Annotated in this window: 24 protein-coding genes; 7 read left to right on the top strand and 17 right to left on the bottom strand. The window is 61.4% G+C overall.

What is annotated here, in order from left to right; genetic code table 11:
• Positions 1-812: 812 nt before the first annotated feature.
• The 3 genes from QF031_RS11455 to QF031_RS11465 all read right to left on the bottom strand — a co-directional run bounded on the left by QF031_RS11455 (position 813) and on the right by QF031_RS11465 (position 3,675).
• A complete protein-coding gene (locus QF031_RS11455) occupies positions 813-1,337 on the bottom strand; it encodes a hypothetical protein (protein WP_307427921.1) in 525 nt (174 codons plus the stop codon).
• Positions 1,338-2,003: 666 nt separating this feature from the next.
• Positions 2,004-2,450 carry a hypothetical protein gene (locus tag QF031_RS11460; protein ID WP_307427923.1) on the bottom strand — a complete coding sequence of 149 codons (447 nt, stop codon included), beginning with the start codon at positions 2,448-2,450 and terminating at the stop codon, positions 2,004-2,006.
• A gap of 631 nt (positions 2,451-3,081) precedes the next feature.
• A complete protein-coding gene (locus QF031_RS11465; RefSeq protein ID WP_307427925.1) occupies positions 3,082-3,675 on the bottom strand; it encodes a hypothetical protein in 594 nt (197 codons plus the stop codon).
• A gap of 306 nt (positions 3,676-3,981) precedes the next feature.
• Between QF031_RS11465 and QF031_RS11470 the strand changes: the two genes are divergently transcribed.
• The gene (locus QF031_RS11470) at positions 3,982-4,413 is read left to right on the top strand and encodes a DUF309 domain-containing protein (protein WP_307427927.1); all 432 of its coding nucleotides are present in this window, start codon (positions 3,982-3,984) and stop codon (positions 4,411-4,413) included.
• A gap of 275 nt (positions 4,414-4,688) precedes the next feature.
• Positions 4,689-5,216, top strand: a complete 528-nt coding sequence (locus QF031_RS11475; protein WP_307427930.1) for a hypothetical protein — start codon at positions 4,689-4,691, stop codon at positions 5,214-5,216.
• Between the two features lie 301 nt (positions 5,217-5,517).
• Here QF031_RS11475 and QF031_RS11480 read toward each other — a convergent pair whose 3' ends face one another.
• The 4 genes from QF031_RS11480 to QF031_RS11495 all read right to left on the bottom strand — a co-directional run bounded on the left by QF031_RS11480 (position 5,518) and on the right by QF031_RS11495 (position 9,762).
• Positions 5,518-6,714 (bottom strand): IS30 family transposase, encoded by a 1,197-nt coding sequence (locus QF031_RS11480; protein ID WP_307427931.1) that lies wholly within the window; start codon positions 6,712-6,714, stop codon positions 5,518-5,520.
• A complete protein-coding gene (locus QF031_RS11485; protein WP_307427933.1) occupies positions 6,645-7,277 on the bottom strand; it encodes a hypothetical protein in 633 nt (210 codons plus the stop codon). Before QF031_RS11485 ends, QF031_RS11480 begins: the two co-directional genes overlap by 70 nt.
• A 161-nt stretch (positions 7,278-7,438) precedes the next feature.
• On the bottom strand, positions 7,439-8,005 hold the full coding sequence (locus tag QF031_RS11490) for a DUF6262 family protein (RefSeq protein ID WP_307427935.1): 567 nt from the start codon (positions 8,003-8,005) through the stop codon (positions 7,439-7,441).
• On the bottom strand, positions 8,002-9,762 hold the full coding sequence (locus QF031_RS11495) for a tyrosine-type recombinase/integrase (protein ID WP_307433310.1): 1,761 nt from the start codon (positions 9,760-9,762) through the stop codon (positions 8,002-8,004). The genes QF031_RS11490 and QF031_RS11495 overlap by 4 nt, the downstream gene beginning before the upstream one ends.
• A gap of 150 nt (positions 9,763-9,912) precedes the next feature.
• Between QF031_RS11495 and QF031_RS11500 the strand changes: the two genes are divergently transcribed.
• Positions 9,913-10,083 (top strand): hypothetical protein, encoded by a 171-nt coding sequence (locus QF031_RS11500; RefSeq protein WP_307427937.1) that lies wholly within the window; start codon positions 9,913-9,915, stop codon positions 10,081-10,083.
• 431 nt (positions 10,084-10,514) lie between these two features.
• Here QF031_RS11500 and QF031_RS11505 read toward each other — a convergent pair whose 3' ends face one another.
• Positions 10,515-11,684, bottom strand: coding sequence for a tyrosine-type recombinase/integrase (locus tag QF031_RS11505; protein WP_307427938.1), 1,170 nt, complete (start codon positions 11,682-11,684; stop codon positions 10,515-10,517).
• On the opposite strand from QF031_RS11505, the gene QF031_RS11510 reads away from it, so the two are divergent.
• The 3 genes from QF031_RS11510 to QF031_RS11520 all read left to right on the top strand — a co-directional run bounded on the left by QF031_RS11510 (position 11,574) and on the right by QF031_RS11520 (position 12,975).
• Positions 11,574-11,963, top strand: a complete 390-nt coding sequence (locus tag QF031_RS11510) for an SOS response-associated peptidase family protein (protein WP_307427939.1) — start codon at positions 11,574-11,576, stop codon at positions 11,961-11,963. The genes QF031_RS11505 and QF031_RS11510 overlap by 111 nt on opposite strands.
• On the top strand, positions 11,960-12,184 hold the full coding sequence (locus tag QF031_RS11515; RefSeq protein WP_307427940.1) for a hypothetical protein: 225 nt from the start codon (positions 11,960-11,962) through the stop codon (positions 12,182-12,184). The genes QF031_RS11510 and QF031_RS11515 overlap by 4 nt, the downstream gene beginning before the upstream one ends.
• Before the next feature lie 173 nt (positions 12,185-12,357).
• Positions 12,358-12,975: a suppressor of fused domain protein gene (locus QF031_RS11520; RefSeq protein WP_307427941.1), complete on the top strand. Its 618-nt coding sequence runs from the start codon at positions 12,358-12,360 to the stop codon at positions 12,973-12,975.
• Between the two features lie 441 nt (positions 12,976-13,416).
• On the opposite strand, the gene QF031_RS11525 is transcribed toward QF031_RS11520, so the two are convergent.
• The 5 genes from QF031_RS11525 to QF031_RS11545 all read right to left on the bottom strand — a co-directional run bounded on the left by QF031_RS11525 (position 13,417) and on the right by QF031_RS11545 (position 19,709).
• Complete coding sequence (locus QF031_RS11525) at positions 13,417-14,853, bottom strand: recombinase family protein (RefSeq protein ID WP_307427942.1); 1,437 nt, start codon at positions 14,851-14,853, stop codon at positions 13,417-13,419.
• 1,429 nt (positions 14,854-16,282) lie between these two features.
• Positions 16,283-16,759: a hypothetical protein gene (locus QF031_RS11530; protein ID WP_307427943.1), complete on the bottom strand. Its 477-nt coding sequence runs from the start codon at positions 16,757-16,759 to the stop codon at positions 16,283-16,285.
• Positions 16,760-17,405: 646 nt separating this feature from the next.
• Complete coding sequence (locus QF031_RS11535; protein WP_307427945.1) at positions 17,406-18,158, bottom strand: hypothetical protein; 753 nt, start codon at positions 18,156-18,158, stop codon at positions 17,406-17,408.
• Between the two features lie 64 nt (positions 18,159-18,222).
• Positions 18,223-18,585, bottom strand: a complete 363-nt coding sequence (locus QF031_RS11540) for a DUF2958 domain-containing protein (RefSeq protein WP_307427946.1) — start codon at positions 18,583-18,585, stop codon at positions 18,223-18,225.
• A 329-nt stretch (positions 18,586-18,914) separates the two neighbouring features.
• Complete coding sequence (locus QF031_RS11545; protein ID WP_307427947.1) at positions 18,915-19,709, bottom strand: SHOCT domain-containing protein; 795 nt, start codon at positions 19,707-19,709, stop codon at positions 18,915-18,917.
• Positions 19,710-19,824: 115 nt separating this feature from the next.
• On the opposite strand from QF031_RS11545, the gene QF031_RS11550 reads away from it, so the two are divergent.
• Positions 19,825-20,037, top strand: coding sequence for a hypothetical protein (locus tag QF031_RS11550; RefSeq protein ID WP_307427951.1), 213 nt, complete (start codon positions 19,825-19,827; stop codon positions 20,035-20,037).
• A gap of 40 nt (positions 20,038-20,077) precedes the next feature.
• Here the strand turns inward: QF031_RS11550 and QF031_RS11555 are convergent, their stop codons facing one another.
• From QF031_RS11555 to QF031_RS11570, 4 genes are all read right to left on the bottom strand, one after another.
• Positions 20,078-20,647 carry a hypothetical protein gene (locus QF031_RS11555; protein ID WP_307427952.1) on the bottom strand — a complete coding sequence of 190 codons (570 nt, stop codon included), beginning with the start codon at positions 20,645-20,647 and terminating at the stop codon, positions 20,078-20,080.
• A gap of 482 nt (positions 20,648-21,129) precedes the next feature.
• Positions 21,130-21,867, bottom strand: a complete 738-nt coding sequence (locus QF031_RS11560; RefSeq protein WP_307427954.1) for an HNH endonuclease family protein — start codon at positions 21,865-21,867, stop codon at positions 21,130-21,132.
• 153 nt (positions 21,868-22,020) lie between these two features.
• On the bottom strand, positions 22,021-22,290 hold the full coding sequence (locus tag QF031_RS11565; protein ID WP_307427955.1) for a hypothetical protein: 270 nt from the start codon (positions 22,288-22,290) through the stop codon (positions 22,021-22,023).
• Between the two features lie 77 nt (positions 22,291-22,367).
• The gene (locus QF031_RS11570) at positions 22,368-23,498 is read right to left on the bottom strand and encodes a tyrosine-type recombinase/integrase (protein WP_307427957.1); all 1,131 of its coding nucleotides are present in this window, start codon (positions 23,496-23,498) and stop codon (positions 22,368-22,370) included.
• Positions 23,499-23,522 lie beyond the last annotated feature (24 nt).

Raw genomic sequence — 23,522 nt, forward strand, 5'->3', positions numbered from 1 at the left:
AATCGGCCATTGGCGCTCAAAGCGCCCGCTGAGGGATCCCTTTCCGGGCAGTCAGCGCGTTCTCCGCGGGGAGGCGCTTTTCTGATTCATCCCCAGTATCTGCGCACGTCCGATTGGGATCCTTCCGTGTTCGGTTGGGTAGCCTCACTTGTATGGATACTCCGTATCGAACAGGACGGGCTTCGATGCCTTGGACGAACTCGACCGGGTTGATTGGAGTCGACTGCAACACGCGTATGGAAGAGGCTTCGTCTCGCTGGGGGCCGCCGACATGTCACGCGGCATTGCCGGCGACGTAGCGCGATCATTAGCCGCGCTTCGGGACGACCCTTCCTCCGCAATCGGTGAGGGGCTCTACTCCAACGTTTGTCACCAGGGCACGGTATATGAAGCAACAGCCTATGCAGTGCCCTTCATTGCAGCAGTTGCGGCTGGCGACGTCCCAGACGAGATCCGCCTCTCTTTGCTGGTGCTGCTGGGGGACATCTCTATAGGAGGAAGCTACGTAGCTCCTCACGGGTCTCACTCAGGTGCATACGGAAACCATGTAGATGTCCTCGTCACCGAGTCGCTCGCCACTTCGATGAGACGCCTCGCGGCGGTCCAAAAGCCTGCTGTCGTTTTCCGAAGTCGTCTGCACGAAATGTCAGAAGTCGACTGCACAGCGGAAGATCTGGCCGTACAAGAGGGCCGCTCGGCGGACGTCGCCGGCTCCTGGCGACGCCCGTTCGTCCACGTGCCGCCCGGGCAATCGGCTCACATGCAGAGGCACCGGAGTGATCGAACTGCTCGGGTGCCTCGTTTCGGGGATTTCAGAGGTTGCGGATTCGTTTCCACCGATCGGTGATCGCCGGAGTCATCCAGTAATGCGCGCCTGAGCGCGCCGGCGTTAAGCTGGCACCCGAATCGACCACAATCGGCCACCAGTCGGTCTCGTAATGCTTCCGGAAGTGGGGGGTGAGCTTGGTGAACGTGTTTGTGACGCGACCCGCAGAGTGCCCAGTCTCCTCAACGAGGTCCTTCCGGTTGTACTCGCGCGTGCCACGAGGGTCGCGTGCTATGACGTCCATGATGTCGGTGAGAACTTGGGTGATGATCGTGTCACCCTGAGCGACGCGTGCCAGTCGCTCTTCCGTCCACACTTCGTCTTTGGCGTCGGCCCGTTCGTCCTTAGCATCGGACCGTTCAGACACGCCCTCGTGAGGGGGCGTGTCTGCGGCGGACGCGGAAGCAGATGAAACGGCGCTGCGAGCTCGCGATCGCTCCGCAAGCAGCTGGTACACCGCCTCGAGGTCCTCGGCGGGAACCGGTACAGAATGAAATTCACTGGGAGACATTTCTTTATCCTTTCGGGGTCTAATCTTGTGTTCTCCAGACTAACCACTATCGCCTCCCAGGGCAATACCAGCGTCTGGAGACTTACTAGCCCGTCCCATTGAAGCTCTGGAGACCAAGGTCCCTGCCTCCGACCTACTTACGCGCCGACGTGACATTCGGCGTCGAGAAAACACCGCCGTTTGCCGCCAGCATTCACAGAAGTCGCCTGCACCACCCGGGCCCGCTGTCGTCCCGCGCGCCTGCCGGGGACGCGGTTGACGCCCGGGGAGGTTTCTCAATGGCGGGCTGCGGGCTGCCGGCTGTTCTCGAAAACGAAGGATTGCAAGAACAGCTTGAATCGAGAATCCAGGGGACGACCGCTCATCGCAGTGGCGCGACGTGTGACTTTCGGCGGTAAATGGCGGCGTTTTCACAGCGCTATTTGGCGCATGGTGCAGCCCGGAAGTGGTCCCTTACCCGGCATAGACCGTGGTTAGAGTGATGCCATGAGCGGCAGTAGAGCGAAGAAAGAGCGCCAATCCAAGCGTGAGCGTCCTGGTTACCTGGCAAGTGCCGATTACACCCTTCGCGCGGCGAACGCTGTTCTCGCGGTCGACCTCGGTGAGGTACCTGTATCCCGAGTAGCCCCGCAGCGTTGCGCCGGCACGGTAACTACAACTTAAAGATCAGGGACGGTACGGTTCCCACCACCAGCCGTGCTCCAAATAGAAGATCAGGAACGGTACTACGACAGCAGCAAAGGACAAAGTGATGGCTGCGATGGTCATGCGCTTGTTGAAGGTCTTTTGCTGAGCCTGCTCGTGCTCAGATCTAGCACGGTCTGCTTCCGCGTTCTTCATTGTCTGACTCACCGCTTCCACGAGAACGCGCATCTCGTATAAATGCTCGGTTTGCTCTGCGGCCTGCTTTTGCGTTGCATGCGGTTCAGACACGCTCAGCTCGAAATCGGGAACCGGAAGGTTCGAAAGAGTGTTCCGTAACTGTTCAAAAGCCAGGGAGGTATGAGCTTCCGCCGACCCAGAGGCTTCACGTTGCTGTTTCCACGCCTCGATTGCGTCGGCTGATTGGTTTTGCCCGGCTTCGACCGAGGGCTTCGTGTGAAATTCCCGCATCTAATTACCTCGTGTAGGGCTTCCATGCGTCCAAGATGGGGATGAGTGGGCGGATGTCACCGTTTGCCCGCGTTTCGGCCGCGTCACAGCTCGCGCTTTCGGTTTCTTTGCAGGCGGCGGAAGCGTCGTTCAAGGCTATCGTGTCGAGCGTGCCTAGCGTGCGGTTGACTAGGGTGCTTATCTCAGACGGGGGCTTGGGCAGGGCGCGTATCTGCCGGGCTGCTGTCTTTGCAGTCAAGGTGACCGTTTGTGCAGTGAACCGGCAGGTCGTACGTTTAGCGAAGTCAGTCGCAGTCGTACCAATAGAGGCAAATGCGCATTCCCCTATGTTCTCCTCGTATTCCCGCCATTCCTGTTCGTTCTCAGTGATGATGCTAGCGAACTGGGCAACGGTAGCCGTGGGTGTCGGCGTGGGCGTGGCTGTTGGAGTCGAAGAAACGGCCTGCGGTTCCGCGCAACCGCTGAGAATCGGACATGCCGCCAACGTGGCGCCCCCAATATGCATTTTCATGTTCACAGCATAGGGGCGAGGGTCCGACATTAATAGTTGTGTCGTAGCTCTGTCATAGCGTCGCCCCCGGAGGGGTTTGCAGCGATGACAGCGCTGCTGGGTGGGTGTCCGCTCTGTGCATCACCCCACCGGATCATCCATGAGATCCCCTCGCCTTTCCGCCTCCACCTCTTCTCGGGTCAGGGAAACCCAGTAGGCAGCCCCGCTTTTATCTCTGAGCAGATTGCTGCCCCATATTTCTTCCCCGCCAATCCGCCTGCATACATCAACCATGCTTTTGACTGGTACGAAGAAAACCTGTTCGTGGCAGTCTTTCTCGGAGGCCGCGAACACTCCGTCAAACAGGCCGGTACGCTCACATGCATTGATTCCCCAGACATAACTGTGGATGAGCTGATTGCAGTACTTCCGCAGAGCCAGTTGGCTCGCCTGTGGAGCATCCAGGTCGTAAAGATCCTCGAGCTCATGACGGTTCCACATGTCTGGCCTCACGCCTCTCGCCTCGTGTCTCAGAACAGGCACGGTAGCGGCATACGTTTTCCTGGAGACCTTACCGGCTTCTAGCAGCCGCCTAATTGCATAGGCACTCGTCATGATGTCCCGTTCGACAATGAAGCTGCTTCGTTCGGTCCAGCGCCTCTGCGATGACTTTTGTTCGAGCCGATCTGCAACTCGGAGTAGCTCGTCCCGCCAAGGAATAGAGTCAGAAATCATTCCTGAATTTTATTGGTCAGCGCTTGGGTAGGAACATTTAGCGTCTCAGTTCCTAGGAACTGGAACAGCCAGGGCCAGCACTTCGGAAAATGGCGACACGCCGCGACATGTGACTTTCATCGATATGACGTTTTTTGGCACCGCTATTTGGCGCACAGTGCGGCCCGCAAGGGAATCCTTGACCGCGCACCAAGAATCAAAGCATGGGGTCCAAGGGAAGTGCATGGCTCATTTCGAAGGGCCGAGCCTTAGCATTGGGCGGATGAAGGTTGCTAAGGTCCATGGACGCTCAGAGCGGAAACTGCAATGACCGGTGACCGGGACCAGGATGCTTTAAGGCGCCCGCGGCAGGCCCGGCCACGTGACGCTCTTGGACGGCCCCTGCCGTATGGAAGCGCCGGTGTGGAGCCGGTCTCCGAGGAGCCGCTGCCGCCGGCGGAGACGTTGGTCTCGGCCCGGAACCTGGTGGAAGCGGGCCGGCCCTTCGCCGCGCATGAGGTACTGGAGGCCCGCTGGAAAGCCGGGCCGGCCCAAGAACGTGACCTTTGGCAAGGTCTCGCCCAGGTCTGCGTCGGGCTCACCCACGCTGCCCGGGGGAACAGCGTTGGCGCGCTCCGGCTCTTCGATCGCGGCGCGGCCCGGCTCGAGGAGTACGGTTCCGGTGAAGGGCCAACCTACGGGCTCGATTTGTCCGCCGTGGTGAGTTGCGCGCGTGATCGGATGGGCACCGGCGGCTGAGCTGGCACCAGCATCCTCGCGGCAGGCGGAGGTACTATCTCCGGAAGACTGCTGAGAGTTTGCTTGACCCTTGACTTGTCCCATAAGGGGAACGGCGGCAGGCGCTCAGCATCAGGCAGGGGGCCCGCGACGCGACGTCTTCGTACTGATGGATCTCGCGGCTGACCTTCGTCAAAGCGGTGCGGTGCGGCGGTGAATGGGAGTGGCCATGGCTCATGGCATGATTCGACCAGGGTTCCCAAAGTAGGGGACACATATTCGGTCTGGGGAGACGAATGCGGGCTTTTCTGGGGTTTCTGCAAATTGCTTGCGGCATCGGCGGGGTAATCGCACTTTTCAATGGGCAATGGCTGGCGATGGTCGGTGCATGGACGACGGCATTCGTTATCGGGCTGGTTGGCGTCCGCGCTACAAAGGCAGTGAACGGGATTAGCGACATGGGCCGCGAGTCAATCGGCTCCGTGCCCCAGACGATCGACCTGATTCGCCGCGGCGCCTACACCCAGGCCGAAGGAGTGTCGCTCGGTGCCGTGAACTCCTTCCGAATCGGAGGAGATCGACACTTCCTGCCGATCGCGCTCACCGTGCGGGCCGTAGCCCTTGGCGCGAACGGAAAGTTCGATGCTGCACGGAAGGCCGCCGACGAAGCGGAGGTGCTGTCACGGAATACCCCCGCACGGATCCCCGGTGGATACGACGAGATCCGTCCGGTGATTCTCGCAGTTCAGCGAGAACTCCGAAGCTCGACTCCGAGTTCTGCATGTGTGGTTTCAGTGTTCCTCGCCGCGAACGAAGCTGTGTAACGGATGCGTCATGCATTTCGCGCCGCCGTGACACTGATCGTTGCAGGAATGGTGACCGCCATCGCGGCGTGCTCGGGGGTGCCAAGTTTTCGGCTCTGTCGCACTTTCGGAGGTGGGCGGGGCGCTGCTCAGCCGAGGAGGATGCGGTGGAGCAGGAAAATTCAACCGACGTCTACTCTCCAGGCGGGATGGCTGATTCCCGTATGACCCGCCCGAGAAATTGCCCGGTGAAGGTGCGGCGGTTTCTGGGGGTCGACGCAACAGATGCGTGATTTCCGGGTCGTTACCCGGTGCTTTGAGGCTATCGCAAAGCGGGGGCCTGCCCGGTGTGTTCGGCTTTGAATCGTGCTGCCGGGGTGTCGTAGTCGAGGGTCTTCCTTGGCCGTTCATTAAGTTCGCGCATCACGTGCGAGACGTGCTCAACGCTGTGAACGGCCAGGTTGGTGCCTTTGGGGAAATACTGGCGGGCCAGCCCGTTGAAGTTCTCGTTAGCCCCGCGCTGCCAGGGGCTTGAGCGTTCGGCAAAGTAGACCGGAACCCCGGTCTTCTTTGTTAGTTCCTCGTGGCTGGCCATTTCCACGCCCTGGTCCCAGGTGAGTGTTCGCTTCAGGTGTGTTGGCAGCTTTGCGAACGCGCTGATGGCGGCCGCGGTGACGCTCGCAGCGGTGTGATCCAGGGGAAGATTCACGATGATGCCGTACTGGGTTTTCCTTTCCCTGAGTGTCATCATCGCCGAGACTGACCCGACGCCGACGATGAGGTCACCCTCCCAGTGGCCAGCCTCTAGACGGGTTTCCGCCTCTGCCGGCCGCTGGCCGATCATGGTCATGTTGCGGATCCGGGATCCCTGCCCGATGCGGGTGCGCCAGCGCGTCTTGCGGATCCGACGACCGGTGCGCAGCTTCGTGGCATACCGTTGGTGCAGGCCGTGGTCCTCACGCAGCAGCAGTGCCCGGTAGATCGTTTCCGGGCACAACCGCATCGTCTGGTCATCGGGGTATGTCTTCTTCATCCACCCGCAGATTTCGTCCGGCGACCAGAAACGGTTGAGCTTGCGTTGCACAAGGGTGCGCAGCCGCGTGTTGGCAGCGAGCTTATGCACTTTCGGTCGGGCCCGTTGCAGCCGGGCGTCATGATCGGCGGTACGGGGCAGGTAGACGCCCTGAGCGTCACGATGACGGTCGAGTTCCCGTTTGATCGTGGAAGCGTGACGGCCCAGTTCCACCGCGATGCGCCGCATCGAGTGCCCCAGCCGAAGCAGGTCCGCGATCCGCAACCGCTCCCGCGCGTCTAGGTAGCGGCCGGCAGTTACGGCCGGCGCTGTGATGGGCGGGATCTGGAAATTGCTGGCTTGACGCAGCTGCGTCCCCGTTCTTCGGTGCATACCGAGAAGTCTGCATGCTTCTGCATTGCTCACCCCGTTGCGCATCAGCTGCCAATACTTCTGGGCCCGCGCAGCACGGTACTGCTGCGCCTCTGAGAGCACCGCACCGAGCATGTGGTCTGGTCTGCATAACGACCGGAGGAGAAGACAGCGGCGTGCTGCGCCGCCGTGGCGGCATTTCGCCCGTTCGATAGTCGGGATAATCGGTCGCGTTCGAAGTTCAGGCTGAGACGATCCGTCAGACGCAATTGGTCCTGGCACCGCCTAACGGTCACCTTGGACTGACGTAGCTGGTCGAAACGACGGTGCATCCACCGATAAGCGGTCGAACGGCTCACTCCCGCTGCCGTGGCTGCCTCCCCAAGGCTTTCCCCGCGATCAAACGCCGCCCAAAAGCTGACCTCCTCGTCAATATTCATCCGAAGATGATGGCGGTCTTTGACTTGGCCGACGTCAGCTTCCCACGCCGCCAGCCGGGACGTGCTGAACCCCAGTTCCGCTGTCGTCTCGCTCGGAGTCTTGCCGTTACGGCGCAGGCGCAAGTACTCCTCACGCAGCCAGCGGTAGCCGACCTCTTTATCGATGCCAGCATGTCGGGCGGACGCTTTGAGACCGTGCCCGAGCTTGACCGAGGCAAGAAACCGGATGCCTGCTGCTGACGAGGAGCTGAGATACATGTCGGACCACCTTGAAAGAAGGTGTTGCTTCGACCAACAGAATCCGGGGTGCCCTAAACGCTACACGCCAGATGGTCTCAAATCTTAGAGTTTCGCGGCAAGCGGCAGACACAGAAACGCGGCCGAACGTGCCACTCTTCACGGTTTGCTTGAGTCAAACGCTATCCGGGAGTGTCAGTGTTTCGCTCTCGGATCATGCGCCGGAGGCTGGTTCGGGCCGCGGTGAGGTCGTCCTGCAGGGCCGCAACCTGGAGCTTTAGTTCAGTATTTGATGCGCGGGTCTCCGCCAGTTCGCCGGCGAGGCGGTTGAGACGGTCGACCAGAGGGGCAGTGCTGAGGTTGTTTAGTTGGCGGCCGAGCGCCTGCCTGAGCTTTGCCCGCAGGTCCTCGCGTTCGCGGCGGAGGACGGTGATTTCCTGACGGGCCAGTGCCAGGTCGGTTCGGAGAGACTCGATTCCTGCCGGCTGGCTGGTAGCCGTGTCGGGCTGACGTTGCTTGGTGATGGCCTCTTGGACCTGTTCTCGTGTGCCGGGCGAGTAGACGAGCCACGTGGAGACGTTGGCCCTGCGTGCGACTTTGACGAAGGTGATCGGATCGCCGTCTTCGAGCATTGTGTTGAGTTCCCGTGTGACAGCTGCCCGTTTATTGCGGCTTTCTTTCTGCCGGGATTCCAGGAGCACTTGGGCGGGAGTTCTGGGCGCGGGGTCCCGCGTCGTGTCCGTCGTCATGGGGTGCGTGCCCGGACTTTGACGGTGAGGGGTAGCTGTGTGCGGCTGCCGCTGCCGGCGCGTAGGCGGCGGAGCAGAATGGCGGCCTGCTCGACCTCCTGTTGCTCCTCGTGCGGAAGGGCGTCCAGGCGATCCTTCATGGCGCTCAGGACGCGCCGGTAGCTGTCGATCTGGTCATCGAGGTTGCGCAGCACGTAGCTGTCGACGTCCATGGCGGCTGCTGTCTCGCGGTCAGCCTTGAGCGAGCGGATGTGGTCCTCGATCACGGGCAGGTAGGACGGGTCCGGGCGGTAAAAGCCGCAGCCTGAGCATTGGAACCGGATGGGGCAGCTTCCTCCGCCGGCTTTGACGTTGGACGGCTCGATGCAGTTGCCGAACGGGGCTGCCACCGAGCGCATTTCATAAGCTGTGCTCGAAGCGGTCGGCGCGGGGTGACCGCGGCGGTCTGTGACGTGCATGCTCAGGGTCCGGATTGCTTCGCGCTTCCGTTTTTGGTTCACCCGGTAGTAGCCCTGGGTAGTCGAGATACTCCGGTGGTCCATCAGCTCGCACAAGACATCGACTGGTACCCCGGCGTCGGCGTGACGCTGGGCGTACGAGTGGCGGAATGCGTAGGGATAGACCTTCAACCGGTCGAAGGGGATGCGGTCACCGCGGGCATCGGTGGCGTCGCTGAGCAGATCCGGTATCGCATCGAGCCAGATTTTCAGCGACCGGGCAAGGCTTGCCGGCCGGAAGTAAGGGTCGATTCGATCGGGAGTTCCGGAGGGGAAGAGGTAGCCGTCGCGGGGATCGCCGGTGGTTAGTGTGTCTCTGACTGCCCGCCAGGCGGCGATGGATTCGGCGGTCTCTGAAGGGATTGGCAGGTGGCGTCGGTTCCGGCCGGCTTTGGTGTTGTCCCAGATCAGTACGGGTCCGTCGGCATCGAACTTAACACAGTCGGTGCGGAGTGCGCAGACTTCTCGTGGCCGACGTCCGGTGTCACGCAAGACGATGTACAGGGTGCGGATCATGAGGCGCTGATGGTCCTCGGCCATATCGGGGTATTTGGCATTGCATTCCAATTGGGCCAGGTTCTGATCGAGCTGGGTGATGACAGCCTCTGGAATGGCTTTGCCGACTTCCTCTCGTGCCGGTGGGTCCAGTTGGAGGCGATGGGCCTCGGGGTCCCGCAGGAAGGCGTCGGTGACACCTTCCAACTTGCGGGAGCGGCGGCCGAAGTCGACCAGGGCGAACACTGCTTCGAGTCCGACATAGCGGCGGGTGGTGCTGCGCGGTTGCCCGTCAGGGTGGGTCCAGTTCCGGAAGGCCTGGGTGATGGCGTCCAGGTGCTGTGGGCCGAGGTCCTTGATGTGGTGGCCGCCGTCTGCGGTGGCTTCAAGGGCCCGTGATGCCACCTCGACTGCGTTGAGGAGTTCGAGGATTTTGGTGCTAGTCGTGAAGGTTCGGCATTTTTCCATCGCGAGGTCCCTCAGCCAGGCTTGGCTGATTGAAGTGAAATCGGCCCTGCCGCCATGGGTTCGGCGGTGCGTGGACCGGGTGCTCCCGCGCAGGTCGAGGGTCCGGAAGTCCCAGATAAGGCGACGGGTGGGGTCGGCGCCGGTCATCTCCTCGTAGCCGACCTGCAGCCAGTGAATGATGTCGCGCCGGTGGCTGTCCAGGTCTTTGCTGCTACCGCTGCTAGGGCAGAGCTGGTCGGGGCCCAGACCAACCAGGTGCTCATGACGCTTAATGTCCCTGATCAGCCTCCGGAGCATTTTCGGCACGATTCGGCCGCCTGACCTGTCGCGGCATTGGAGGGCATATAGCAGCTCCGCGCGGACGAGAGGCTCTAGCGGGAGCATCGAGAACTGACCAGCGGTTAGGTGTGGGTGGGCCGTGGCCGCCCACTCCGGGGCGGATGTTTCGTGTCCTTCTCGCCGGTAGAGCCCGTGGTGATAGCGGCACAGCCCATCGCCCAGATCCGGCTGCTGATCGCACAGGGGCACCGAGCACCTGCGATGATCGGCAGGGTATGGTTCCTGCCCCGCGGAAAGCCAGGCCTCGAGGCTAAGAGAACTGTCCCGGGCCTGATGTAGGCGCAACAGGCTGTAGTGGCTGCGGCATAGACCTCGACAGATCGCCCGCCGTGCACATGAAACTGCACCGCGTCTGACCAGGCATCCGTAGGCTTCTGTCCCTGGGCGGATCTTCTTACGCGCCGGCGAATACTCTGCCGTGAAGACTTCCATTGCCAGACCTGAGCCCCGCCAGGCCTTCCAACACACGGTGCAAAGAGTTTCTTCTTCGAGCTTCGTTCCGCATTGTTGGACGGCGCAGCGGGTGACCGTGCTGCCTTCGCGTTCCGGGTCACCGCCGAAGAACCAGTTGTCCCCGTCCCATTCTTCAAGCCGCCAAGTGGGGTCTATTCGCTCTTCCAGCCATCGCAGCCACGTTTCGTGGTCAAGGACCGGTGGAAGCCGGGGTGGGGAGGGCTCGTTGATTGCAGACCTGGTGATGGTTGATTCGCTCACCGTGAAGTGTCCCTCCTAGCGCTGGCAGTAGTCTCGACGGCTTCCCGCATCCGTTTTTTCGACGCATGGATATAGCGCTCAGTTGACGTGAAGGAAACGTGGCCCAGCAGTGCCTGCACGACGTCGGGGTCGACTCCGGCTTCGATCCATCTCGTCGCGGCAGTGTGTCGCAACATGTGTGGTCGAACAGTGAAGCCGCAGTCACGCGCCAAACGGTCGACCATCTCCTTGGCATTGGAGTAGCTCATGGACCTTCCGCGCGGTTCCCGGAACAAGTTCACGAAAACGGCATCATTGTCGACCCCGGGGCCGAAGCGGTCCCGCTCAAACTGGTAGTCGGAGTACGCCTCCACGAGCCGTTCGGTGACTGGGATCGTCCGCGGATAGCGTGACTTGGCGAGTGCACTATTCTCATTGATCCGTCTGATCACGTGCAGATGCGGCCCCGGGATCCCGCAGCCCAGTGCTTCCGAGCGTGCCAGGAAATGCACATCTGAACGCCTCAGCCCGAGCGCCTCGCCGATCCGCATCCCTGTAGCCAACAGGGCGGTGACCAGGAAACGGTCGCGAGCGTTCGACGCAGCCGCCACCACGGCCGCCATCTCGTCCTCCATAAGCAACTGCGGCTCGGCCGTGCCCTCGCGAAACTTTAGCGTTCGTTCCTGAACCGTGCGGAACTGATCCCGCTCTCCGGTATCGAACCCGGGAGGGACGAAGTGCAGGTACTTCGGTTGTGACAGCATGCCCGGCACACGGACTGCAACCCACCCGAGCCTCGCGCCGAATTTGAGGAACTCACTGGTAGTGGTCACGATCGCGTTCGCTGTGCCCTTTGACCTCAGCCGCCCTGGACCTGCAGCGCCCGGCCGTTGAACAGGCTCAGTCACCAGCCAGCGAAGAAAGGCGTGCAGCTGTGCGAACTCCGGGTCATGCCAGTCGACCCCGGCCAGCTCGCAGTAGTTCAGAAAGAGCGCTACCCGGCCTGCATAAACTCGTTCCGTGTTTGGCGAGCGGTCCGCAGCCCGTAGTGAAGCCAGGTACGAGCAGGCCTCTACGTGCAAGTTCCAGTCAGCGTCGATGATGACCCATGCCGTTTCCTCAGGGGACGCCACGGCCCGTTCGGCTCGGAACCGGCCAATCAAAGAAGCTTGAGCAACGTCGCTCACACCCCGAGGATAAAAGGAAGGCACGGCCCTTTTGGGGCGCCACGCCCATGTGTCTCACCCTCTGGCTACCCCCAGATAAGTCATGTCCACGACCGGTCGCCGGTCATCATTCCGCGTGACCGCTTTCAGGAGTGGCTGGACCCAGAGCTGTCAGATAGAAGGGACGTCCAGCACCTGCTCGATTCCCTTCCCGAGCCGACCCTGGTGCCGAGGATTGTCAGCCCGCGGGTCAACAGTGTCCGGAACAACGGCCCCGAACTGATCGAGCCGGCCGAATGAGCACAGTCTTCAGCGCTACCGTCCCGTTCCCCAATGCCCTGATGTGGCTGATGTCCGAAGCGGACAAGGAGTTGGTCATCCCCGACATCGACGGGATTGCCAACTTCTGGACCAGCTACAACGCATGGGGCGTGGCCGTCCAGCACGACGTCGATGGCCCGGTGAGGGTGACTATCGGGGCACGGGAAGCCGGACGACCCTGCCCTGGTTATGCTGCATGAAGGCGTGCTGCACACGAGCCGCAGACTGATCGAAGTCCAAACCGTGTACCTCGACTGCGTCGCGCGCTTCCGGACCACCTCGGATGGCGCCGATATTTGCATCTGGGGCGATGACCCGGGGCAGCCGGAGCGCGTCCACATCCAGTGCCGGGACATGGAGGGGGAGGTCTCCGGTGATCGTTGAGCAGCTGCGCGAGCACTACACCAAGGTCGTCGGGGCTGAGCCAGTCTTGCGGGAGATGCGCACCCGTGACGGCCGCGCCATAGGCGTCTTCGAATGGCCGGCAGGAACCACCCGCCTCGGTGTCCACTTCTACGCCTCAGCAGGCGCCAGCCACTACGGACCAGATGCCCGCCACCACGCTGTGGAGCTGTTCGTCGGAGTAAGGCCCGGGGATGACGCCGTCCTGGAAGGCTTCGCGGACATGGCCCTCAGTGTCCTCAAGAGCGGTACCGTGCCGCAGCATGGAGTCTTCGTCGCCGGCGACTGGAAGGTCATCAAAGGCAGAGAGTTCACGGGCTGGGTCCTGACCGAACGTTTCGATGACCTGATCCCGCAACTGGACCTGCCCGATGGGCTGCACGTGGTCTTCCTCGACGCCCTGCCGGTCTTCTGGGAGGAGGCCCAGTACAGGCACGGCAACCGGTCCGACGACCTTTTCGACATCTGGGAGGCAGAGGAAGTGAAGTCCTGGGACCTGAACCGGAATCTCCCGGCGGGGATCCAGCCAAGGAAGACAGGCGCGGCCGGATTGCTGGGCCGCTTCCGGAATGCGGAGGCAGGTGGCTGAGGCCACAAGCACGGATCTTCTGCATGTCCTAAAATCTTGAGGGGCTCGTGGCGGATCTAGGTTACGGATTCACCAGCTAGAAGGATCGGCTGCCTTAACCGTCTAAAGCCGAACAACCATCTTCGCCGAAAATCCATCAACAGTTGGTGAGGAAGCCCTCTACTCGTTCCGGCGGCAGTCCTCATCGAGGAGGTCCGGCTAAGTTCTTTGCGGACGGTGATGCGACTGCGGTTGGCGGGTATGCCGGGCCACGACGAGCAGGGCTGTCGCGTACTCACGCCGCGGGACCTCCTTGAGCGGCGTCTCCCCGTGCTTTTTCTCCAGCCACGCGGTCTACGGCGCCGAGAGTCCTAGCGTGGAGTGCTGGGTCGAGCGAAACTGTTCCGGTCAGGCCTTGTGCGGTCCTGGTAGTTGCGATCCACTTGGTGATGCTTTGCTGGTTTACGTCCATGCTTGCTCTCTATGCAAGGACGCCCGCCACAGCGGTCGGCGGAGGTTTAAGCCCTCCATTCGGGGACGAGTCGATCGGAATCGAAGGTCTTCAAGCCGGTCACCTGGCGTCTTGGCGTGACCACGACTCTGACGAAGATGTCGTCCAGAACGGCTCGGCGGGCACTTGTTGGCATATCGGGCCAGGCATCGCCTCAGCATGGCGCCTGTCGTAAGCTCCCGGGGCCTCACTATAGGGACAGGGTATTGGGCTTTCTGTCGCTCCACGGCGGCCCTCGCAGCCAGCCATTCGTTCCGCGAGATGATACCGGTACCGTAATCCGCTGCGAGCTCTTCCAGTCGGGCATCCAGGGCGCCGACCTTCTCCAACCACTCCCCCGTCATCTCTTCCTCGTCCACGACTCGGGCGTCTTGAAACTGAAAGGCAGCCTCGGCTAACCAAGCTTCAGTCTCTGCTGCGACGATAGTCGTTCCGCCGCACGCCGCTGCTCCGGCGTTGCGAGGACATCTGTAGGAAGGCTTCTTTGACTTCCCATTGATGGATTTCACCATTCCAGTGCCGCACTTAGAGCACACCAGCAATCCTGTGAGCAGATGCTTTCTGGCACCTCCCCTCTTTTTGCCTTCGGAACGGCCCGGGGCGAGTTTAGCTCTAAGCATCGCTAGTGTTTCTTCAGAGATGATGGCATCCCACTGACCCTTGGCTGAGATCTTTCCGTGGTGAACGCGGAGTCCCGCTATGCGGGGTGCTCTGAGGATGCCTTGAATGCTCGCTGCCCGCCACTTTGCTCCACGAGCAGTAGGTATTCCACGCGCTGTCAGATCTCGCGCTATGTCGTTATAGCTCTCACCATGCAGGACACGAGCAGCCATCTCTCGAATGACTGCGGCTTCCTCCTCGACTATCTCGCCTTCTGCGGTGTATCCGTAACAGGCCCGCCCGGGCCATGCACCCGACTCTGCCAGCTCAAGATGTTTCCTGGCTATCCTGGCTTTGGTTTTCGCTACCTCGCCAGCTGCGAAGGCCGTGACCACACGTGCAATGGTCTTGCCGTCAGGAGAACTGAGATCGATTGTTCCACTCGTGACCGAGTGGACGTTTATTCCCGTCCGTGCGGCCAGGTCGATCCAATCTTCGAGCTCTCTTGGGTTTCGGTGCAATCGATCCGCCGCGTATACGACGACCACGTCGACAGCCTTCGCTTCCATCAGCGCCTTTAGCTGCTCGTAACCGGGACGGTTCTTCCCGCCGGAAGCGGAGATGTCGTTATCTTCAAACTCCGCAACGACGGTCCAGCCATACTTTTCTGCCAGTTCCCGGCAGTCCTTTAGTTGCCGGGCAACGCCCAAACCTTCCAGTGCCAGGTCCTTGGAAATCCGGGTGTAGATGGCGGCGCGGGCGTTTTCACCCTCTCGACGATTGATCATGCTTGTTATCTATGCAGGCATGGCCGCGGCGGCTGACCTCCTTGCTCCCGAGGCTAAGAGCGCGGCAATTGAACGAAGCGTATCGTCAGGAGGTGCAGGCTCCGTGGCGTCCTGAAGTGGATCGAATGGCTCAAGCCTCCACGGCTCGTAATATCGCCCTCGGGGACGTAAGCAACTTCGGGCGACAGCATTGGCCAGGTGAAGTCCCGAATGAACTGATCTAAGGCGGGGGCATCAAAACGTGGCTGCTGAACCTCGACGACGACGCCCTGTCCGTGTGACCAATAGGTGCTTATCACACGAGGACGCAGTGCACCTATCAGACCGATCCGACGCAGTAGAGCGCTTTGCCACACAGGATCCTGTGGAAGGCCGTCCTTGTAATGTTCCAACTCCAGGCTCGTCCAGCTTGCAGGATAGCGGGTGGCCAGGCATGTACCGAGCCGATGTTCCTCAGCGAGCCCAGACTGGTGGTCCAGTTCCCATTCCTGGGCAGTGGTGCCCGTGATGATGATTTCGGCGTCCAGTTCAGGCCGGAAGAGGCTAAGGCCAAGGGGATGTGGTCGCACTCTCAGGCCAGGAACCCCGTAGAGCTGCGGCGACACCCGCGAGGAATCGAGTACGGGCATTAGGTCGAGGGATAACTTGGGAGGCAAAGCGGAAGCAACGGGCCCGAGAATCAGACTATTTGGGGTCGGCAAAACCTTTCCAAACCCGAAGAGGTGATCCGACCCGTCCATCTCATTCGGAAGAAGGTCGCCAATTCTGGAAAGCAAGGCCCCTTCCAACTCCTCCTGAGGAGGGGTAGGGGCGCAGACGATTGGAAAGCCATGGGCGGTGCGGAGTCTGAGTGCTTGCAGATATGTCTGCCCCGTAGCTCGAGCCACAAGGCGCGTTGTCTTCTTAAGGTTTTTTGGAATGGCCACGGAAATCCTCCGATTTGTCCTGCCGACCCAGGAATCAGAAGATGCACACAACCATGGAAACCGCTAAGGAAAAGTCGAGCGTTAGCCACTGGGGCCCTTTTTAGGCAGACAACCCCGGTCGGGGGGCTGGTGTCTACGGTTGCTCGTAACCTCAGATAGAGGATACACGTTCCGACTCCCGCTGGTGGCACTAGCTCATACCGGCTTCGGCCACCTCGGGGTCACTGAGCCCCGTCAGGTCCTTCGTGACGCTGTAGAAGAGCGCTGTGGCCTGCGGCGGCGAGGAATCGACGGAACCGGGGATGTCGGCCGGAAGAGCAGCCCCCTTCCGGGGGTGTCAGCAGTTCCCGGGGCGGCAGGCACTGCAGTGCAGGGTCCGCTGGCTTTTGCAGGGGTGCAAGTGCCCGATGCTTCCGTCGCCTGACTTGCGCCAGTCGACGGACCGCAGTGGCTCCCCAGTCACACTCCACGGCCAGGCTTCCTGCGGCGCTCCGACCCGCTACTCAGGCTGCAGGCGCGGCGGATCCCGAAGTTGGCTTGTCAGCTTCGGGGTTCACCAAGGTCAGCCGCGGTCTGGCGGAAATCTCCTGACCGGGTTCATCTGCAGGCTCGTCTCCACTTCCACCCACTTGACTGTCGGCCCCGTGACTCCGGACACCGTTCCACTTCGCCTTCACGGCCGGCAGCACCTTTTCGTTCCACCCGCGCTTGATGTCCGGGGCCTTGGCAACAACAAAGGTCACCGCAGAGCCAACCGCTACGCCCACCGCAAGGCAAATAGCCATAAGCTGCCGTAGTTCTTCATCGGTCAGGCGCTCTGAATCCCTGACTTCCGCCGGGCCCAAGTTATTGCCGGATTCACGGTCGAAAAGGAGCGCACGTTCTGCACCTGGAGTCTCATGCGATGACGCCAGATACGCTCCCTCTGGGACTCGGACATCCTTATTGACCCACTCATCGCCTTGGTCGCTACGGCTCACTTTGACTCCTCTGATTGAATGCCCACGGGCAGGAGCCTACACAGCCCAACCCCGCTTGTGCTGCTCCCCGGCCTCGATGACGTCACCCCGTGAGCCGGAGCCGGTGTTAAGTATCGATCGCTAAGTTTATTGTGAATTTCATCTTATGACTTTGACCGACTACCAGTTCCGTTGCTCGGTCATCATAACCACATTGGCCACCGTTGATGCGAACAAACGGCCCACCGCCGACACTGGGCCTTCTTTGGGGTCAAATGGAGCCGCTTTCAGCAAGAAGGCATAGTCGCAGCCAATCTCGAAATATCCAAGGCAGCCCGTTTAACTTCAAGGACCAATCGCAAGGCGGTAGGGTCGGTCCGAGCTTCGTGCGGACCGTAAAGCTGTTGTGGACGAAGGACTTGGCCTCAGGAAGTTTTCAAACCGGACGGGCTCGCGGTCCGCCGGAAACGTACCTCATCTTCACCGGCCTTTCGACCAAGGAAATTAACGGAACTGCAGCAGCGCCACCGCCAACTCCTACACCGGCTGGCTACGTCCGACATTCTTGGTCAGAACCCTTTCAGGCCCTGACGATGGCCCGCGGACCCGGTATCTGAACCCGCCGCAGCGCAAAAGCCAGGCGAGGCGGCAGCCGTGCTTACGAGCTCTACATTCGCCATCCATCGACGTCACTGTTCACCCAGGCCTGCCCCCAGGTGTCGGTGAAGGAGACGAGCACCAGAGGGTTGGCGCCAACGCTTCCGCTCGGGCCGGCCAGTGGGTGACTTATCGACAGATAGAAAGTCTCCTTGTCGTCGGCCATGAAGGTGCCGACGTAGCGATCGACGCAAACGTCGTTCTGGGCGGTGATGAGCCCATTAGCGGTTGCTCCTGCCAGTTCCTGCTCGAACCCCTCCGGTGCCAGGTCCCGCCAGTCGCTACCTTCCCTGAGATCCCAGACAGCGATGCTGAGCCTGGTAATCGGATTAGCGCTTTTGTTCTGGATAGTCACTTTAACAGTGTGCGTCGTCTGACCCAGTACGTATGGCTGGGATGAATTCGAAGAAACCCACGTCGATCTGACCCCGATTGCCCGCGCATCTTTTTCGCGGAGCAGCTTGTCATCCTCTTGGCGTTTCTCAATCTGCTCGTGGCGCTGCTGGATCTGGTGACGGATCTGGCTTCCAGTGAAGATCAGGCCGCTACCAGTTGCAATGGCGCCAATCCAAGTTGCGATGTCACCCCATTCGGGCTTGTACGGTACGAGGCTGGCAAACCATGCCGTGGCAAAAAACATGGCGGCCACGAGCAGGAACCAACGAACGAATGCGGACCGCCAGAAATCGATGATTCCAGACGGTCTTGCATGCGTGCTTCGCTCAGATATGTCCTTGCGATCCTCGATCTGCGTGCTGGTCATGCTTGTCCCCCCAGGTAACTGCAGCTAGCGATCTAGGAAGAATACTGCCCGGTGGCGCCCCGTACTAAACCGGCTTCCCTGTCTTACCCTCATCGGCTTCCGCGGACGTGGCGGCCAGGGCAGCTACGGCTTCACCATCGACGGCGTTCCGGATCATGGTATCGACCGTCTGGTCCTGCGCAGTCTCAATGGCTGCCTTGTCGCCGTCCGCTGCGGCGTCGTCGGCGATGTGCCGTGGGATGCATTCCTTGGCCGGCGTGCCGGGCTTGAAGTCCAGGTCGCACTCGATCGGCAGCCCGAACTGTCCGCGGAGCTCCTCGACGTCGCCGATCGGGATGTAGCCCCACTCGCCGTGGCCCAAGCCGAGGTCGGAGTACCCGAACGCCTCGTTTTCCTTGGGGTCGTATTCGGCGATGTACCGGTCCATGCCGCCTGGAAGTAGTGCGCCCGGATGGGCTTGTCCCCGATGGGTCCGTCGTTGTCCGTGGCGTAGAGCGCGGGCCAGGAGGTCACCTCCTCGGCCGGCGGGTAAGAGTCGTGGCCGCGGCGTTTCCACTGGGTCTCGACCGGCCATAGGGCGCCCAGCGCGACGGTTGCCTCGACGCCACTCCGCGTTGGTGAACTGGCCACCGCCCGGACCGGCGGGCTTGTGGCGAGCTGGAACGTCTCTTCTGAAGGTCGGGGTCAGCCTGCCTGCGTGGGGCCCCAACTGAATCCGCCAAGTCGTACGGGTACAGTGGCCGTCCCGAGGCTTCGTCAGCTCTGGGCGAGGAGCTTTCCCTTCTGTTGGTTGAATTCGTCTTGAGTGAGCAGGCCGCGGTCGAGCAGTTTGGCGAGCTGTTCAAGCTCAGCGGTTACGTTGCGACTGGGGTTTACCTGCGGCCTGCGGCCAAGGACAGTTCTCAGAACAAGCCCGAGGATGATGACCGCGGCCCCGAAACCGATGATGCCCCAGTAGATCGCCGACTGTTGGCCGGCAGCTGCCCGGCAGGCGCCCGAGTAATTGGCTGTCCGCCCGTGCATGGCGTTAGCGATGTCCGCTCCGGCGGCCGAAGTCTGGCTGGTGAAGGCTCCGTCGCAGTACGGGCCGACACTGACCGTATAGCCGAGGAAGATGCCCACGGCGATGATCGCTACGCCAAGGAATAGCGGCCACGCGGGCCCAGAACGTACGCGTTCGGCCGCTGAAGCGGGTGCCGGTCGAGGCGCGGCCTTCCGCCTAGCCGATGCGGGCTGAACGCTGGCTTCGGTTTTCGCCCCAGATCCTGTGGCCGCTGTCGCCTTCTTTCTCGAGCTGAGAATCCAGATGATGCCGACCAGGAGGACGACACTTCCTACGATAATGACAGCCGTCCAGACTGGGGCGTACTGCTGGGCGCTGGCCCGGCAGCTCGTTCGGACGGCCATGGCGTTCGGGCCCGTGAGCACTTCCTGCGCGTAGTTGAACGCGGAAGGGCAGGACTGGGCCACGGGCAGCAGGAAGCCGCCCGCGGCGCCGGCCGCTGCGGTGAGTAATCCCAGCACGAATGTCGCAAAGCGCAGCTTCAACATCGGTCTCCCCCAGTGATCGGTGTGCGTCACAAGAGGCTACGTCCACCGCCGGGCAACCCGGCTCAAGGATCCCGCAATTTCTCCCAAGGAATGCTGGCGTTTCGACCAATTACCGGTGCCGGGTGACCTCGGCGAGGTCACCGACGCGGTAGCCGCCCAGGCTGACAAGGACAGACCGGCGGATTGGTGCCGCTTCGACCTGGAGGCCTACTTCCTCAAGTGCGAGGGCCGCTTGGACGCCGCGCACGTACCAGCCGTGGGCACCATGGGCGACCGGGCGGTGCGAATCGCAGACCGCGACACGGCCTATTGGGTAGAGCCGCCTTGAGCGTCCCGGCCAGCATCATTTCCCCGGGCGTTCACCCCGTTTACGCGCAGTCGTCGCAGACTCCCGTGGCCGGCAGTTGGATCCCGTGAACGCTGCACACCGGCTTCGGTCTGGGTGCTTCCTGCTTCGGCGGGTTCACCCGGGCCTCATACTTGGGTGTCAGCTGAGGTTTGGCGTCAATAGGCACGTCAGCGCCGAACTTCTTGTAGCATTCCAGTCGCTCGGCCGCGGCAATACGTTCCCGTTCCAGTGCGGTATCCGGGACCTCCCGTCCGGAGGCCCGCAACACTGCGTCGAAACCGGTTCCGACCGTCCCGTCCGTTGCACTGACCACCAGCGACGTCAAGGCCGGCAGATTGTTCTTCAGGCAAAGGCGGATGACCCGGTTCAACAGCCTTGAGCTAAAGTTCGGAACGAGCATCCGTGTGCTGGTCTTTGTTTCCTCGAAGACCCGGGTGGCAAGTGCCTTGTAGGTGATGAAGCCTCCGTACGATCCGGCAACTTCCTGGAGCACCGGCACGGCTGCTAGTGCCCATTTTTCGATGTCCTGCCGGAAAGCGGACTCATCGTCGCGCAGGGACTCCTTCATGGCGCCAGGCGAATCCGGCATGACCCTTCTCTCGTCATAGGGACTTTTCCAGGACGCATCCTACCCGGAACCAAAGATCCGATAGCCAAGGGACGCGGGCTTCCCCGGGACGGCAGCCCTCTGGCCCTGCGGCGGATATACGCCGGGGTGCGCACAGGCCTAAGACTCTGACCCGGGTAGCTGGGGGCCGATGCGTCTGCGGGGCGTCTGCAAGGCCTCTCGTCTGTGGCCCTCCAGGTGCGCGGGGCCAGTTCGGTCGCCTGCGGTGCCGACGCTTTCAGCTCGCCCACCCGCCTCGGCGGCTGACCGACCTCCACCGCAGACTCGGCCCGAAGCTGTCCATGTTCAGATATACCCTCGCCGGTCGGTGTCGCCGGCGGCTTCGTCCACCCGGTACACGCTTTTTCGTACGCATCCCATCGGCGGTAGCAAATATCTGTAGTGGCAAAGCGTGGCGGTTTGTCCTCATTAGATAGGCCCCGTTGAAGATGAGCGTTCTTCCTCTACTTACAGCCCTCGAGGATGCCAGCAATAGAATCATGCTCGGCCTGGGTGACCCAGAGACTGTATTTGACCTTGACGGAAGTTTGGCGGGCGACGTATTCGCACCGGAAGGCTATGTCCGGCGGTAGCCACGTCGCCGCGTCACTATCGCCCTTGGCGGCGTTGGTGGGTCCATCAGCAGCCATGAGGTTCAGCGGGTCGTTGGCTAGTTCCTTACGCCGCTCGTCGCTGAGTTGCTGTGCACCCTTCTGCCAAGCATCACTCAGGGGCACAACATGGTCGATCTGGACCTTTAAGCTCGTGTCCTGGCCACGGACGAAGGTGATCGTTGTGCCGGTGTATTTGTCGGCCAAGGTGCCTCCAGCGACTACACAGTTGTTGGTGCCAGCTTTGAAGGTCTTGTCGGTTAGGTCCCGGGCAAGAATGTCATTGCGGGTATCACAACCGTTGTGGTCAACGTCCGCCCAGGCTGGCCCGAACTCATCGCGGGTATAGCCTGTCTTTGGAGCTCGACCTTTCACCGGGATGGTCTCCAGTTGGACGAGCGCACTGGCCGCGTCACCGGCAGCTTCCGGATCTGCCGTCGTTCGACCAGGGAGGCCTGGAGCAGAACCGACCGCTTCGAAGGCGTAAGAGTTGGCGTCACAACCTACTAATGACGCAGCCAGCATCAAGGCGGTGGCGGCGGTCAGAACTTTGGCGGGCGAGCAGGTGGTCTTCATAGTCCTCTGGGTCATAGGGGTCGCTTTCGCTCCACGCTAACTTCGGCCCACGCCTGCCGCGGGTAACCGTCACCGTGGTGCTTGCCACACACCCGGCGCCCGTTACCATCCGTGAGCATCCGCTTTGGAGCACTACGCACATCCTTGGCAGGAATCAATCACGCATATTCAGTTGGCTGTAGCCAGCCTGACTTTAGAGCGGGTACCGATCAACCGTTCGTTTGTCACGGGCAGACTGCCAGAAGGCGAACCAGTGCCGCCGGGAAGGATCTCACTGAGCTTGGCAATTTCGAGGATGTGCTCCGAGGTGAAGATGATCTTTCCTTTGCCCCAGCACGCGTGGGGGAAGCGTCCGCTGGTTGCGCCGTCCCGAAGCCATGACTCCGTGCAGCGCATGAGAGCGGCAGCTTCGGCCGGTTCAAAAAACTCGATATCCACGGAAAACCTCCGACAGAATGGGACCTGTTTCCATGTTCATGCGAGCAGGAAGACCCTCCAACATGACCTGACGCCGGTCACCTCTGGAAGGCGGTGACCGAGCGCTCCGTGGCATCAGCACCAGCCTGGAGCGCCTCCGGCATCAGGTGCCCGTAAACCTGCTCAGTGGTCCTGGTGGACGCGTGACCCAGCCGGCGTGAAATGGTGAACAGGGGGACCCCATCCTGGATCAGCCAAGAGGCGTGAGTATGGCGGAGGTCGTGGATCCGAGGATCTTTGGTTAGGCCGTTCCCCTGGGCCGTTCGAACGGCTGGGACCCAGTAGTGGTGCCAGTAAAGCTTGTGGATAATGCGCCCGCCGTTGGGCGTCGTGAACACAAGTTCCTTTCCGGGCCGGCTCGCGACCAGCGGGATCAGCAGCTCCACCAAGGCAGGATTAAGTCCTATGGTGCGCTTACCGGCACCTGTCTTCGTCGCCCCGATGTAGAACTGATTCTGGCCGTCCCGCTTCCATGCCTTGTTGATCCGGGCGGTAGGCGGCTTGGACAGCAGATCAACGTCGGCCACAGTCAGCGCGGTGGCCTCCCCAAAGCGGGTGCCAGTCATGACAAGGAAATTGGTGAAAGCCTTGTACCGCTCCCCCATGCCCTCCATGATGAGGCTGAACTCGGCGTGGGTCAGAAACATTGCCTCGTCCTCGGCTTTCTCAATGCCGGGAAGCTGCACGCCGCGGCATGGGTTCCGCGAAATGTAGCCGAGCATCTCCGCGGTATTCATGGCTGCCGAAATTAGGCCGTGTACGTTATGGATGGTCTTCGGCGCCTTGCCCTTGGCCATCATCGACTTCACCCAATGGGCAATGACGCGGTAGTCGAGCTTGTCCACAGGAACGTGGCCGATGACCGGCCGGATGTGGAATTCAAGCATGGTCTGGTACGTCTTGACTGTCCCGCTCGACGGGCGGACCAACAGATCGATATGTTCCTGGATGACTTCCGCCACAGTCGGCGGGCGCTTCTCGTTTGTCAGGATGGCGTGCTGCGCGATCTCAAACGACTGGCCGTTAGCGTCCAGCAGCCTCTTCAGGGTTTCAGCCTCGACGAGACTAGCGACTGTCAGTCCCTGCTGCTCGCGGCTCTTTGGGTCCCGCCACAGCACCATGTAGGACGAGGAACCGTCCTTCTTAGTGCGTTTACGGATGCTTGCCACATCAAAAACGGTACGCCGCTGTCA

The sequence above is a fragment of the Pseudarthrobacter defluvii genome, from assembly GCF_030816725.1.
GTDB lineage: Bacteria > Actinomycetota > Actinomycetes > Actinomycetales > Micrococcaceae > Arthrobacter > Arthrobacter defluvii_A.

Bases quoted from the DNA above. Each gene is read 5' to 3' on its own strand.
- QF031_RS11455 (WP_307427921.1), bottom strand. From the start codon at position 1,337: ATGTCTCCCAGTGAATTTCATTCTGTACCGGTTCCCGCCGAGGACCTC.
- QF031_RS11460 (WP_307427923.1), bottom strand. From the start codon at position 2,450: ATGCGGGAATTTCACACGAAGCCCTCGGTCGAAGCCGGGCAAAACCAA.
- QF031_RS11465 (WP_307427925.1), bottom strand. From the start codon at position 3,675: ATGATTTCTGACTCTATTCCTTGGCGGGACGAGCTACTCCGAGTTGCA.
- QF031_RS11470 (WP_307427927.1), top strand. From the start codon at position 3,982: ATGACCGGTGACCGGGACCAGGATGCTTTAAGGCGCCCGCGGCAGGCC.
- QF031_RS11475 (WP_307427930.1), top strand. From the start codon at position 4,689: ATGCGGGCTTTTCTGGGGTTTCTGCAAATTGCTTGCGGCATCGGCGGG.
- QF031_RS11480 (WP_307427931.1), bottom strand. From the start codon at position 6,714: ATGCTCGGTGCGGTGCTCTCAGAGGCGCAGCAGTACCGTGCTGCGCGG.
- QF031_RS11485 (WP_307427933.1), bottom strand. From the start codon at position 7,277: ATGTATCTCAGCTCCTCGTCAGCAGCAGGCATCCGGTTTCTTGCCTCG.
- QF031_RS11490 (WP_307427935.1), bottom strand. From the start codon at position 8,005: ATGACGACGGACACGACGCGGGACCCCGCGCCCAGAACTCCCGCCCAA.
- QF031_RS11495 (WP_307433310.1), bottom strand. From the start codon at position 9,762: ATGCTCCGGAGGCTGATCAGGGACATTAAGCGTCATGAGCACCTGGTT.
- QF031_RS11515 (WP_307427940.1), top strand. From the start codon at position 11,960: ATGAGCACAGTCTTCAGCGCTACCGTCCCGTTCCCCAATGCCCTGATG.
- QF031_RS11525 (WP_307427942.1), bottom strand. From the start codon at position 14,853: ATGATCAATCGTCGAGAGGGTGAAAACGCCCGCGCCGCCATCTACACC.
- QF031_RS11535 (WP_307427945.1), bottom strand. From the start codon at position 18,158: ATGACCAGCACGCAGATCGAGGATCGCAAGGACATATCTGAGCGAAGC.
- QF031_RS11540 (WP_307427946.1), bottom strand. From the start codon at position 18,585: ATGGACCGGTACATCGCCGAATACGACCCCAAGGAAAACGAGGCGTTC.
- QF031_RS11545 (WP_307427947.1), bottom strand. From the start codon at position 19,709: ATGTTGAAGCTGCGCTTTGCGACATTCGTGCTGGGATTACTCACCGCA.
- QF031_RS11555 (WP_307427952.1), bottom strand. From the start codon at position 20,647: ATGCCGGATTCGCCTGGCGCCATGAAGGAGTCCCTGCGCGACGATGAG.
- QF031_RS11560 (WP_307427954.1), bottom strand. From the start codon at position 21,867: ATGACCCAGAGGACTATGAAGACCACCTGCTCGCCCGCCAAAGTTCTG.